The sequence below is a fragment of the Pseudooceanicola endophyticus genome (genome assembly GCF_018760365.1).
GTDB lineage: Bacteria > Pseudomonadota > Alphaproteobacteria > Rhodobacterales > Rhodobacteraceae > Pseudooceanicola > Pseudooceanicola endophyticus.
Map to the genome: position 1 here is coordinate 79,690 of NZ_JAHIAB010000009.1, position 12,329 is coordinate 92,018.

A 12,329-nucleotide genomic window follows, 5' to 3' on the forward strand; every position below is an offset into this window, starting at 1 on the left:
CCGCCGGCACCAGACATCCGAGGACACGACATGAACCAGACCCGCCTTTCCAACCTGCGTGCCGCCATGGCCGCTTCCGATACCGATCTGGTGGCCATCGGCCCCGGCTCGCACATGCTCTACCTGCTGGGCTACAATCCCCATGGCGACGAACGCCCCTGCCTGCTGCTGGTCTCTGGCGGCGGCGCGGTGATGCTGATGCCGCAGCTCAATGCCGCCAGCGCCCGCGAACATACCGATGTGCCCTTCTGCGAATGGGCCGATGCGGAGGGGCCGGTGGAAGCCCTGCGCGCCGCGCTTGAGAGCATCGGCGCCGACACAGCCGCCTCGGTCGTGCTGGACGAGACGATGCGCGCCGATTTCGCCTTCCTTGTCATGGATCACCTGCCCCAGGGCTGCCGCCGCCGCTTTACCGAGGATACGCTGGGCGCCCTGCGCGCCCGCAAGGATGCCGAGGAATATGCGCTGCTGAAGGCCTCTGCGCTGATCAACGATGCCGCCTTCGAAACCGCCGTCGCGGCGCTGAAACCCGGCATGAGCGAGCTTGAGCTGGGCGCGATCATCGAGGCACATTATGCCGAAAACGGCGCGACGGTGGCCTTCTGCATCATTGGCGGGGCCGGCAACGGCGCCTTCCCGCATCACCACACCGGCCACCGCCCGCTGCAGGCCGGGGATGCCATCGTGGTCGATATCGGCTGCATCAAGGACGGCTATCCCTCGGACATGACCCGGATGATGGTGCTGGGCGACAAGCCCGAGGGCTATGACGAGGTCCACGCCGTGGTCGAGGCCGCCGTGCAGGCCGCGCTGGCAGCCGCGAAACCCGGCGCCCGGGCCCGCGACGTCGATGCCGCCGCCCGTGGCGTGATCGAGGCGGCGGGTTACGGCCCGAACTTCCTGCACCGCACTGGCCACGGGCTGGGTGTCGATGTGCACGAACCGCCCTACATCACCTCGGTCAACGACACCGTGCTGGAGGAAGGCATGGTCTTCTCGATCGAGCCGGGCATCTACCTGGAAGGCCGCTTCGGCGTCCGGCTGGAGGACATCGTGATCCTGCGCGCCGACGGTCCCGAGATCCTGTCCTCGCTGCCGCGCAGCCTCGCCCGCGTCCCGACCTGAGGATCCCCCTCCTGCCCTCGCCCCCGGAAGGACCGCCCCTGGGACCGGGACGGTTGCCCGGGCCGGCATGTCCGCCGTGGTCTGCTGCGGCGGCCTGGTGCGGCAGCTGATCGCGCGGATGGCGCAGGCCTGGAAGGCAAGACAGGGCTGAACGGCGCTGTCGGCAAAGGCCCGCATGGCAAGGTTCAGCCCGGCGCAGAAAAGCTTCGTACGGCAGCCCCCCTGTTCCGGCCCGGGTCGCCGCGAAGCGGGCCAGCGCTACAGCTCCATGGACGCGCTCCAGCGCCGGTCGGCGGCGACCCGGGCACGGATCATCGCGATCTGCGCATCGGCATGGCCGGCGGCCAGTACATCACTGCGGTCGGCATCCCGCGCCGCGATGGCCGCCACCAGCGCCGCATGCGCATCCAGCCCGGCGACGGTCGGCAGCAGGTCGGGGGCAACGGCACAGAGCCCCGTCAGGCGGCCCCCTCGTCCAAAAGCCGGAGGCTCAGCGCTTCGAAATGCCGGTTGCGCGCCGCCCCGGCAATGCAGAGGTGAAAGGCATGGTCGGCGGCGATCACCGCCGCCCGATCCCCCGCCTCAAGAGCCCGGACCACATCCCGCTGGGCGCGGCGGATCCGCACCAGCTCTGCCGGCCCATGTTGCAGCGCCGCACCCCGGGCTGTGGCCCGCGCCATCAGCCGCAGCGCGTCGAAGAAGGACGGCAAATCCAGAAAGTCGATCTGCGCCACCACCGTTGCCCGGTTGTGCAGGGTGGTGACCAGCCCCCCGGCATCCAGCCGTACCAGAGCCTCGCGGATCGGCGTGCGCGACAGGCGAAAGCGCTCCGACAGGGTGGCCTCGTCGATCGGGCTGCCCGGGGGCAGCCGCAGGCCGAGGATCTCTTCGCGCAGGACCGCGTGGACATGGGCCACCCCCGATCCGCGCCGCGGCGTCCCCCGCCGCCTGTCCCGCCCCGTGCCATCCGTCATGCCGCCCTCCGGTTCTGCCCCTGCCCCCTCTACGCAGCGCGGCGCCGGTGCCTCCGTCTTGGGCAGAAGATTTTTTGCCCAGATGCGCCTGCCGCTTTTCAATTGAACAACGTTCTATTGAAACCTATCCTCCGCCGCGACCTTCCAGCCTGCCGACGGACCTTCCCCCATGTTCCTGATCTTCGTAGTCATCCTGGCCCTGACCGGCGCCTTTGCCGGGGTGGTGTCCGGCCTGCTGGGCGTCGGCGGCGGCATCTTCCTGGTGCCGGTCTTCCTGGTGCTGTTCCGCGCCTTCGGCGTCTCCGAAGAGGTCGTCATGCAGATGTGCGTCGGCACCTCGACCGCGACGATCATCGCCACCTCCCTGCGCTCCGTGGTGACCCACAACGGCAAGGGGGCCGTCGACTGGGGCGTGCTGAAAAGCTGGGGCCCGGCGATGGGGCTGGGCGCGGTGCTGGGCGTGCTGGCGGCCACCGCGATGCATTCGGACACGCTGATGGCGATCTTCGGCATCGTCGCCGCCCTGATGGGGGTCTACATGCTGGCCGGCGCCCCGCGCGGACGCCTGGCGCCCAGCCTGCCCGGCCCCGCCGTCTATGCGCCGCTTTCGGGCTTCATCGGCTTTGTCTGCGCCATGATGGGCATCGGCGGGGGCACTTTCGGGGTGCCCGCGCTGTCCGCCTTCGGCCTGCCGGTGCAGCGCGCCATCGCCACCTCGGCGGGCTTCGGGGCCGTGATCTCGCTTCCCGCCTGCGTGACCTACCTGCTGGGCAGCACCGGGAACGCGCAGACCCTGCCGCTGACGGTGGGCTACGTGAACCTGCCCACTTTCGCCCTGATCTCGCTCATGACCTGCCTTACCGTCCCTTTTGGCGTGCGGCTGGCGCATGTGTTACCAGCCGTTCGCTTGCGGCTGATCTTTGCCTTCTTCATCATCCTCGCCGCGCTGAACATGCTGCGCAAAGCCTTCTTCTGAAAGGAATCCCATGTCCGATCTTCCCTCCGATCCCGCAGAGCTCGGTGCCATCGAGGCCCGCCAGCTGATCGCCCGCAAGGCGCTGTCGGCGAAGGAGCTGGCCGAGGCCTGCATCGCCCGGACCGAGGCCGTGGACCATGCCGTCAACGCCCTGGTGGCGCGCGATTTCGACGGGCTTCTGGCCGGGGCCGAGGCCGCCGATGCCGCCCAGGCCCGCGGCGAAGTCCAGGGCCCGCTGCACGGCCTGCCTTTCGGCGTGAAGGACATGATCGACGTCAAGGGCCTGCCCACCACCTTCGGATCAGAGCTGTTCCGCGACAATATCGCGGTGAAGGACGATGCCATCGTTGCCGCGATGCGCGCCGCCGGCGCGATCCCGATGGGCAAGACCAACAACCCCGAATGGAGCGCCGGTGGCAACACCCGCAACCGCGTCTACGGCGCCACCGCCAACCCGCATGACCTGACGCGCACCTGCGCGGGCTCCTCGGGGGGCTCGGCGGCGGGCCTTTCGGCGGGGTATTTCCCGCTGGCAACGGGCTCTGACACCGGCGGCAGCCTGCGCAACCCGGCCGCCTTCTGCGGCGTCGTCGGCTACCGCCCTTCTCCGGGCGTGGTGCCGGGCAACACCCGTGGCATCGGCTATTTCCCGATGTCGACCTCGGGCCCGATGGCGCGCAGCGTCGCCGATGCCGCGCTGATGCTCTCGGTGCTGGCGCGGCCCGACATGAACGATCCCTATACCGCCGTGGTGAACGGCAAGACCGCCTGGGATCCGGCCAGCTTTGCCAACCTGCCGCGCCGCGACCTGTCCTCTCTCAACGTGGCCTTCACCGAGGATTACGGCTTCGCGCCCACCGAAAGCATCGTGCGCGACCACTTCCGCAAGGTGGTGCCGCAGATCGCGCCCTTCTTCGGCACGGTCGAGGACGGCACCCCCGATTGCAGCCATGCCGACCGCATCTTCTCGGTGCTGCGCGGTATCCTGTTCGTGTCGACCCACGGCAAGCGCGTTGATGCCCATCCCGACCAGGTCGGCCCCAACGTGACCGAGAACGTCATCGAGGGTCGCAGCTTCAGCCCCGATGACATCTCGGAGGCCCTGGTGATGCAGGGCAGCTACCACTTCCGCTGGCAGAAATGGTTCGAGACCCATGATTTCGTGATCTCCCCGGCGGTGACGATCAGCCCGCGCGACTGGCACGAGCTGTACCCGGCGGAAATCGACGGCCACAAGACCTCCAGCTACTACCACTGGCTGGCGATGGCCTATGCCTCGACCATCGCGGGGCATCCCTCGATCACCATCCCCTGCGGCACCGATGCGAACGGCATGCCCTTCGGGCTTCAGATCGTCGGCAAGCGTTACGACGACCTGGGCGTACTGGCCGTCGCGGCGGAACTGGAGGCGATCATCGCCGGCCTGTCGGACCTGGCGCCGAAGGGCCCGGACATCGCGGCACTGAAGGCCGCCGGGCCGCTTTCCGCGGTCGAGGGCTTCCTGAGCCTGTAATCCCCCGGAAGGGCGTCCCCGGACGCCCTTCCCGCCTCAGCCCAGGGTGAAGGCGGCGACGACCCGTTCGGCCAGCCGCGTCTCGACATCCTCGACGGCGCCGCTCAGCCCCAGGGCGCCGGCCAGCTGGCCGTTTCGGTAAAGCGGGATGCCCCCGCCCAGAGGCATGACATCGGGCAGCATGTGCACCGGGCGCCCGGCCCGATAGCTTTCGGCAAAGGCCCGGGTCGGGCGGTCGTACAGGACGGCGGTGCGCGCCTTCGCCTCGGCGGCACGGTTTGCCCCGGCAATCGCGCCATCCATCCGCGCCAGCAGCACCAGGTGCCCGCCGGGATCGCTGATCGCGGCGACCACCCGCAGCCCCTCCTGCTGCGCCGCCCCGTGGCAGCGCGCGGCCAGGTCCTGCGCTTCGGCCAGGGTGATCGCGGTCATGGCCGAGCCCCCGGCATTTTCGTATGAGGATCGTCCTTCGGACAGGAGATTGATCTTTTCATAGGAGTCTCCGAAAATAATCAGATAAAATGTTTCCGGGCGCAGGCCCGGCAATTCAGGAACAGGTCCCAGGACGATGACGGGAAAGACTTTCGTGACCGAGGCAGAGGGCGGCAGCACCGCAGACCGCGTGCTGCGCCGGATCCGCCACGACATCATCACCAACCGGCTGGGCCCCGGCGACCGGCTGCGGCTGGAACGGCTGCGCGAAGCCTATGGCGCCAGCGTCAGCACCCTGCGCGAGATCCTGAACCGGCTGGTGGCCGAGGGCTTCGTGGTGGCCGAGGGCAATCGCGGCTTCGGCGTCGCCCCGATCAGCGAACGCGACCTGCGCGACATCTGCCAGATGCGGCTGCTGCTGGAATGCCATGCCCTGCGCCGCTCGATCGAGGTCGGCGGGCTGGACTGGGAGGCACAGGTCGTCTCGGCGCATCACAAGCTGCGCAGCGTCGAGGACCGGCTGATCGGCGGCGACGACAGTCAGGTGATGACCTGGGTCCAGTACGACTGGGACTTCCATCATGCCACCGTGATGGCCTGCGACATGCCGGTGCTGAGCACGACCCATTCCAACATCTTCGACCGGTTCATGCGCTATCACCTCTACGTGCTGGATTTCCGTGGCCGTCCCGCAGCCGAGGAACATGCCCGCCTGCGCGATCTGGTGGTCGGGCGCGATGCCGAGGGCGCCGTGGCCCTGCTGAGCGCCCATGTGCGCGCCGGCATGGAGCACATCATCGCCAGCGGTCGCATCCCCGCCTGAGCGGGCTCAGGCCGCCGCGCGTTCGGCGGCCATCTCCAGCAGCAGGCGCACGGCATGGCCGTAGCCCCGCGTGCCCGTCCCCGCCATGACCGCCGTCGCCACCCCCGAGACCAGGGAATTGTGGTACATCGCCTCGCGCTTGTGGACGTTGGAGATGTGGAACTCGATCAGCGGGTGGGGATACATCTTCAGCGCATCCATGATCGCCATGGAATAGAAAGTGAAGGCCGCCGGGTTGATCAGCAGGGCGCAGGAGCCCTCGATCGCCTCGTGGATCCAGTCGATCATCTCGGATTCCGAATTGGTCTGGCGGAAGACCAGTCCGGTGTCGCCGGCGGCCTCGGCGCAGATCCGTTCGACCTCGGCCAGGGTGACATGGCCGTAGATATGCGGCTCGCGCTGACCCAGGCGGTTGAGGTTCGGACCGTTGAGGACATAGACGGGTTTGGTCATGTGCGTTTATCCATTGTAGCCAAAGAGGCGTGGCAGCCAGAGCGAGAGGTCCGGCACCAGCGTGATGAGGAGGAGCGCCACCAGAAGCGCCACCAGGAAGGGCAGCACCTCGCGGATGATCTGGCTGAGCTTGCAGCCCGAGATCGAGGTCATGACGAACAGCAGCAGCCCGTAGGGCGGCGTGATCAGCCCCAGCATGATGTTGACGACGCAGACGATGCCGAAATGCACCATGTCGATGCCAAGCGCCTGGGCGGTGGGGATGAAGACCGGCACGATCACCAGCAGGATCGTCGTGCCCTCCAGCAGGCAGCCCAGCACCAGCAGGATGGCGTTGACGATCAGCAGGAAGACCACCGGCGACAGGTCGAAGCCGGACAGCCAGGCGCTGAGGGTGGCGGGGATGTTCTCGACCGTGACGACGTAGTTGAAGACCAGCGACCCGGCGATCAGCATCCCGATGGAGGCGGTGGTGCGCGCGCTCGACAGCACCGAACCATAGGCCGATTTCAGCGTCACGCTGCGATACAGCAGAGCCGAGACCAGCAGAGCATAAAGCGCGGCGACGGCGGCGGCCTCGGTCGGGGTGGTGGCGCCGCCGTAGATCCCGCCCAGCAGCACCACCGGCATCATCAGCGCCGGCACCGCGTTGAAGGTGATCCGGGGCAGCGCGCGCAGCGGCACCGGGGGCTCGACCGGGAAGTTCCGGCGCCGGGCCGTGACCAGGATGATGACGACCTGCACCAGCCCCATCAGCAGGCCCGGGACCACCCCGGCCAGGAACAGGTAGCCGATCGAGGCATCCGAGACGAGCGCGTAGATCACCATCGGGATCGAAGGCGGGATGATCGGACCGATCACCGCGGTCGAGGCGGTCAGGGCGGCGGCGAAGGCGGGCGGGTACTTGCCCCCCTCGGTCATCATCCGCTGCATCATCTTGCCGGACCCAGCCGCATCGGCGATGGCCGATCCCGACATGCCCGCGAAGATGATCGACTGCGCCACGTTGACCAGCGCCAGCCCGCCCGGGAAACGCCCGATGAAGGCATTGCAGAAGGCCAGCAGCCGCAGGGTCATGTTGCCGGCATTCATCAGCTCGGCCGCGAGGATGAAAAGCGGCACCGCCAGCAGGATATAGCTTGAGAACATGCCGTTCAGCAGCTGCTCGGCGGCGGTGCCCATGTCCGACCCGCTCAGCAGCAGGTAGAGGATCGAGGAGGCGATCATCGCATGGCCGACCGGAAGCCCCAGCAGCGCCAGCAGAACGATCGACAGGACGGAGGCAGTGAAGGGATCGATCACGGCGCCTCCTCCCCGGGGCCGCGCGCGACCTCGGGCGGGGCGCCCCGCAGGGCCCGCCACAGCAACCAGGCGTAGCGCACCAGGATCGCCACCGCGAAGAGGATGTAGATCGAATAGACCAGGTCGAAGCGCAGATCGAGGTAGGAGGTGTCCTGGATCTTCATGAAGGTGACGAAATCGAAGGCCGCCGGCAGCGACACGCCGTAGAGGAACAGCAGCGCCGCGCAGGCCAGGATCGTCATGACCCGACGCAGCCGCGGCCCGACCATCGAGATCAGGAAATCAAAGCGGATCTCCTCGCGTTCACGCAGCACGAAGGCCGCCCCCCAGAGCACCAGCCAGACCCACATGATCGTGGTCAGCTCCGAGGCGCCGCCGCTGGGCAGGTTCAGCAGGTAGCGGAAGGCCACCTGCACGATGAAGGCGGCGAACATCACCGCCAGCATCAGGGCGGCCACATTCTCGGCCCGGCGCCGCAGCCAGGCCCCGATGACGATCAGTCGTTGCACGTCTCTCTCTCCTCTGGGCCGCCGCCCCCGGGGGCCGGGCGCGGCGGCATGGGGCCGGCCTCAGAGGGCGTTGATGCGATCCAGCATGCCCTCGGGCCAGTCGGCCGAGAACGCGGAGTCGAGGTACATCTTCTGCGCGTAGCTGCGGAACGCCTCCACATCGGGGGTGTTGATCGCCAGGCCCTGGTCCTTGAAGAAGCCCACCAGCTCCTGCTCGCGCGCGAGGTGCTGCTGGGTGCTCCAGGCGATGGCCTCGGTGGCGGCGGCCTGGAAGGCGGTGCGCTGCTCCTCGGTGAAGCCCTTCCAGACCTTGGCCGAGATCACCAGCAGGTCGTAGCCCACCAGATGAGAGGTCATGACGATCTGGTCCATCACCTCGTAGAACTTCATGTTCTGCACGTTGGGCAGCGGGTTGTCCTGGCCGTCGATGGCGCCGGTCTGAAGCCCGGTATAGACCTCGGCATAGGCCATCGGGGTCGGGTTGGCGCCAAGCGCCTTGCCCAGGAACTGCCAGGCATCGCCCCCCGGCATCCGCAGCTTGACCCCCGACATGTCCTCGGGCGTGCGGATTTCCTTGTCGATGCGCAGGCCCACCTGACGGGTGCCGAAATAGGTCGGCCCCAGGATGTGGATGCCCAGCTTGTCCTCCGCAAGCGCGACCATCTCGGCCCCGGCATCACTGTTGAAGAAACTGTTCAGGTGATCCGCGTCCCGGAACAGGTAGGCCGAGGTCAGGATCGAGAATTCCTTGATCTGGGTGGCAATGTCCTGGGGCGCGACATTGCCCATCTCCAGGTTGCCGCGCTGGATCGCGATGATCTCGGTCGTCTGCTTGAACAGGTTGCCGCCGTAATACAGCTCCAGCTTGGCGAAATCCGCGACCGAGGCCGCCAGCTTCTGCATCATCTGGGCGCGGATGTCCTGCTCCGAGAAGACCGCCGAGAAGCGCAGCTTCTTCGCCTCCTGCGCAAACGCCGGCAGCCCGGCCCCCGCGCTCAGCCCGGCTGCCGCCATGCCCCCCAGAAATACCCTGCGATTGGTCATGAGTTCCTCCCTCATATTCCACATACGATTCCGAAATCATATGATGATCCGACCATCCTAAGGTGAACTTCGCGATCAGGTAAAGCGGCAATACCGAAAAACCCGCAATGCGGGTTTCCGGTTGGTTGAACGCGGCGGCGGGCCTAGCCCTGGAGGTCGGCGCGCAGCCCCTCGGGCACCGGGTAGTTCCAGCCCGGATACATCTCGCAGATGACTTCCTTCATCTGCCGCAGCGGTCGCGAAGTGTCGCCGCAGCGGAAGCACATGAAGATCGGAGAGGTCGGCCCCTCTTCGATCGGGCGGTAGCAGACGCCCTCCAGACCGGAGCGGATCAGCGAATCCGGCACGACGGCAATGCCCTCTGCCGCCGCCACCAGGCCGATCGCGATATGCAGCTCGCGCGCCTCGTGGCCGATGCGCGGCGTCAGCCCGTGGTCATGGAACACCGCCAGCACCTGGTCGGCATAGCTGGGCCGGGGCCTGGCCGGATAAAGGATCTGCGGTTCCTGGGCAATCCGCCACAGCGGCAGCGGCGCATTGTCGGCGGCCAGGGGATGGGTCACCGGCATCGCCACCACCATCTTCTCCTCGCGCAGCAGCACCCGGCGCACCGCCGGATCCTCGAACCGCTGGGTGCCGAAACCGGCGTCGATGCGGCCCTCCTTCAGCGCCGCCATCTGCTCCAGGCTGCTCATCTCGACCAGTTGCAGCTCGACGTCGCGGGCGACCTGCCGGAAGCCCCGGATCAGCGCCGGGAAGCGACCGTACATCGTCGAGGCCACGAAGCCGAAGACGACGCTCTGCTTGCCCGAGGCGCTGGCGCGCTCGATCATCTGGCGGGTGGCCTCCGCATGGTCGAGGATCTGCTCGGCCTGCTTGAGGAACAGCCGCCCCGGCGCGGTCAGCCGCAGGGGCCGCACGCTGCGGTCCACCAGATCGGTGCCCATCTCCTCCTCGAGCATCCGGATCTGCCGGCTAAGCGGCGGCTGTGCCATGTTCAGCCTCTCGGCGGCACGCGAAAAATTGCGCTCGCGGGCGACCGCCACGAAGTAGCGAAGCTGGCGCATCTCCATACTATACCTCCCCGGTATGAAGACAGACGAACTTGATCTTGGCTTTTTTCCTCCCGCCGAGCGAGAGTCCATGTTGCCTGATTGGAGTTGGTAGCTGGAGGAGCTGCCGAACGGGAGGTATCGGGCGATACCGAAACGGTCTCATGGGTCCTGACGGACCCTGCCCCCGCGCCCCGGCGCGGGCCGGTGCCGCTGACCTTCCGTTGCCAGGCCATCCCCGCCGTCCGCGCCCGCGCGACGGGCGGCACCGTATGGAGGAAAGCACATGAGCACCCTGAAAACGCGGATCGAAACGGCGGTGGAGGAAGACCCCGCAACCGGCATCCATCGCTGCCGGCGCGACATCTTCACCGATCCCGAGATCTACGAGCTGGAGATGAAGCACATCTTCGAGGGCAACTGGGTCTACCTGGCCCACGAAAGCCAGATCCCCGGCGCCAACGACTATTTCACCACCTGGATCGGGCGCCAGCCCATCGTCATCACCCGCGACAAGCAGGGAGAGCTGCACGCGGTGATCAACGCCTGCGCCCACCGCGGCGCCATGCTGTGCCGTCGCAAGCACGGCAACAAGTCCTCCTTCACCTGCCAGTTCCACGGCTGGACCTTCTCCAACACCGGCAAGCTGCTGAAGGTGAAGGACGGCAAGACCGGCGGCTATCCGGAGGGCTTCAACAAGGATGGCGCCCACAACCTCAGGGCGGTGCCGAAATTCGCCAGCTACAGGGGCTTTCTCTTCGGCAGCCTGAACCCCGACGTTGCGGAGCTGGAAGAGCACCTGGGCGAGACCCGGGTGATCATCGACCAGATCGTCGACCAGGCCCCGGAGGGGATCGAGGTGCTGCGCGGCAATTCCAGCTACACCTACGACGGCAACTGGAAGCTGCAGATGGAAAACGGCGCCGACGGCTATCACGTCAGCTCGGTGCACTGGAACTATTCCGCCACCATGGGCCACCGCAAGGACGAGGGCACCAAGGCGGTCGATGCCAACGGCTGGTCGAAAAGCATCGGCGGCGTCTACGGTTTCGAACATGGTCACATCCTGCTCTGGACCCAGACCCTGAACCCCGAGGTCCGCCCGGTCTGGAACCACCGCGCCGCCCTTCAGGCGCGGCTCGGAGAGGAGAAGACCGCCTTCATCACCGGCCAGACCCGCAACCTGGGCCTTTATCCCAATGTCTACCTGATGGACCAGTTCTCGACCCAGATCCGGGTGATCCGGCCGCTCTCGGTCGACCGGACCGAGATCACGATCTACTGCTTCGCGCCGAAAGGCGAACCGGCCGAGGAACGCGCCCTCCGGCTGCGCCAGTACGAGGATTTCTTCAACGTCTCCGGCATGGGCACCCCCGATGACCTTGAGGAATTCCGCGCCTGCCAGACCGCCTACAGCGCTGCCGACGGCATCTGGAACGACCTGTCGCGCGGCGCCGTGCGCTGGATCGACGGGCCCGACGCCAATGCCACCGCCATGGGGCTGAACCCGATCCTGAGCGGCGAACGCTCCGAGGACGAGGGACTGTTCGTGCGCCAGCACGAATACTGGTCGCGCACCCTCGGGCAGGCGCTGGCCTCCGAACGCCGGGAGGAACTGGCATGAACGCCCCCTTCACGCCCCCCGATACCTCTGTCATCCCCCAGTTCCTCTACCGAGAGGCGCGGCTGCTTGATGATCGCGACTGGGATGCCTGGGTCGAATGCTACGCCCCCGGGGCCACCTTCTGGATGCCCAGCTGGGACGACGACGACCAGCTGGTCGAGGATCCGCAATCCCATGTCTCGCTGATCTACTACCCGAACCGCCAGGGGCTTGAGGACCGGGTGTTCCGGATCAAGACCGAACGCTCCGGCGCCACCATGCCCGAACCCCGCACCTGCCACATGATCGCCAATATCGAGATCCTCGAACAGCGCGACGGCGCGACCGACCTGCGCTTCAACTGGCACACGCTGAGCCATCGCTACCAGACCACGATGAGCTTTTTCGGCACCTCGTTCTACACGCTCGACACCTCCGGGGACACGCCCCTGATCACCGCCAAGAAGGTCGTGCTCAAGGACGATTACATCCACCAGGTCATCGACGTGTACCACGTCTGAGG

At 67.2% G+C, this 12,329-nt stretch carries 14 protein-coding genes; 6 read left to right on the forward strand and 8 right to left on the reverse strand.

Annotation, left to right across the window (positions count from 1 at the left end; genetic code table 11):
- Positions 1–30 precede the first annotated feature (30 nt).
- The gene (locus KM176_RS15690) at positions 31–1,125 is read left to right on the forward strand and encodes a M24 family metallopeptidase (protein ID WP_160894947.1); all 1,095 of its coding nucleotides are present in this window, start codon (positions 31–33) and stop codon (positions 1,123–1,125) included.
- Positions 1,126–1,383: 258 nt separating this feature from the next.
- Here KM176_RS15690 and KM176_RS25185 read toward each other — a convergent pair whose 3' ends face one another.
- A complete protein-coding gene (locus KM176_RS25185; RefSeq protein WP_268946156.1) occupies positions 1,384–1,515 on the reverse strand; it encodes a hypothetical protein in 132 nt (43 codons plus the stop codon).
- 68 nt (positions 1,516–1,583) lie between these two features.
- Entirely contained in the window at positions 1,584–2,099 is a 516-nt protein-coding gene (locus KM176_RS15695) for a GntR family transcriptional regulator (RefSeq protein ID WP_236045336.1), read from the reverse strand.
- A 169-nt stretch (positions 2,100–2,268) separates the two neighbouring features.
- Here KM176_RS15695 and KM176_RS15700 point away from each other — a divergent pair, with 169 nt between their 5' ends.
- Both KM176_RS15700 and KM176_RS15705 read left to right on the forward strand, forming a co-directional pair.
- The gene (locus tag KM176_RS15700; RefSeq protein ID WP_160894946.1) at positions 2,269–3,075 is read left to right on the forward strand and encodes a sulfite exporter TauE/SafE family protein; all 807 of its coding nucleotides are present in this window, start codon (positions 2,269–2,271) and stop codon (positions 3,073–3,075) included.
- 10 nt (positions 3,076–3,085) lie between these two features.
- Positions 3,086–4,588 carry an amidase gene (locus KM176_RS15705; protein ID WP_160894945.1) on the forward strand — a complete coding sequence of 501 codons (1,503 nt, stop codon included), beginning with the start codon at positions 3,086–3,088 and terminating at the stop codon, positions 4,586–4,588.
- Between the two features lie 36 nt (positions 4,589–4,624).
- On the opposite strand, the gene KM176_RS15710 is transcribed toward KM176_RS15705, so the two are convergent.
- A complete protein-coding gene (locus KM176_RS15710; RefSeq protein ID WP_160894944.1) occupies positions 4,625–5,020 on the reverse strand; it encodes a GlcG/HbpS family heme-binding protein in 396 nt (131 codons plus the stop codon).
- Positions 5,021–5,156: 136 nt separating this feature from the next.
- Here KM176_RS15710 and KM176_RS15715 point away from each other — a divergent pair, with 136 nt between their 5' ends.
- Positions 5,157–5,843, forward strand: coding sequence for a GntR family transcriptional regulator (locus tag KM176_RS15715; RefSeq protein WP_160894943.1), 687 nt, complete (start codon positions 5,157–5,159; stop codon positions 5,841–5,843).
- A 6-nt stretch (positions 5,844–5,849) separates the two neighbouring features.
- On the opposite strand, the gene KM176_RS15720 is transcribed toward KM176_RS15715, so the two are convergent.
- The 5 genes from KM176_RS15720 to KM176_RS15740 all read right to left on the reverse strand — a co-directional run bounded on the left by KM176_RS15720 (position 5,850) and on the right by KM176_RS15740 (position 10,224).
- Entirely contained in the window at positions 5,850–6,296 is a 447-nt protein-coding gene (locus KM176_RS15720; RefSeq protein ID WP_160894942.1) for a type II 3-dehydroquinate dehydratase, read from the reverse strand.
- A 6-nt stretch (positions 6,297–6,302) separates the two neighbouring features.
- Positions 6,303–7,598: a TRAP transporter large permease gene (locus KM176_RS15725; RefSeq protein ID WP_215558797.1), complete on the reverse strand. Its 1,296-nt coding sequence runs from the start codon at positions 7,596–7,598 to the stop codon at positions 6,303–6,305.
- Positions 7,595–8,107, reverse strand: a complete 513-nt coding sequence (locus KM176_RS15730) for a TRAP transporter small permease (RefSeq protein ID WP_160894941.1) — start codon at positions 8,105–8,107, stop codon at positions 7,595–7,597. Before KM176_RS15730 ends, KM176_RS15725 begins: the two co-directional genes overlap by 4 nt.
- A 60-nt stretch (positions 8,108–8,167) precedes the next feature.
- Positions 8,168–9,151, reverse strand: coding sequence for a sialic acid TRAP transporter substrate-binding protein SiaP (locus KM176_RS15735; RefSeq protein ID WP_160894940.1), 984 nt, complete (start codon positions 9,149–9,151; stop codon positions 8,168–8,170).
- A 143-nt stretch (positions 9,152–9,294) separates the two neighbouring features.
- Positions 9,295–10,224: a LysR family transcriptional regulator gene (locus tag KM176_RS15740; RefSeq protein WP_160894939.1), complete on the reverse strand. Its 930-nt coding sequence runs from the start codon at positions 10,222–10,224 to the stop codon at positions 9,295–9,297.
- 265 nt (positions 10,225–10,489) lie between these two features.
- On the opposite strand from KM176_RS15740, the gene KM176_RS15745 reads away from it, so the two are divergent.
- Entirely contained in the window at positions 10,490–11,827 is a 1,338-nt protein-coding gene (locus tag KM176_RS15745) for a Rieske 2Fe-2S domain-containing protein (protein ID WP_160894938.1), read from the forward strand.
- Positions 11,824–12,327: a benzoate 1,2-dioxygenase small subunit gene (gene benB, locus KM176_RS15750; protein WP_160894937.1), complete on the forward strand. Its 504-nt coding sequence runs from the start codon at positions 11,824–11,826 to the stop codon at positions 12,325–12,327. Before KM176_RS15745 ends, benB begins: the two co-directional genes overlap by 4 nt.
- Positions 12,328–12,329: the final 2 nt, after the last annotated feature.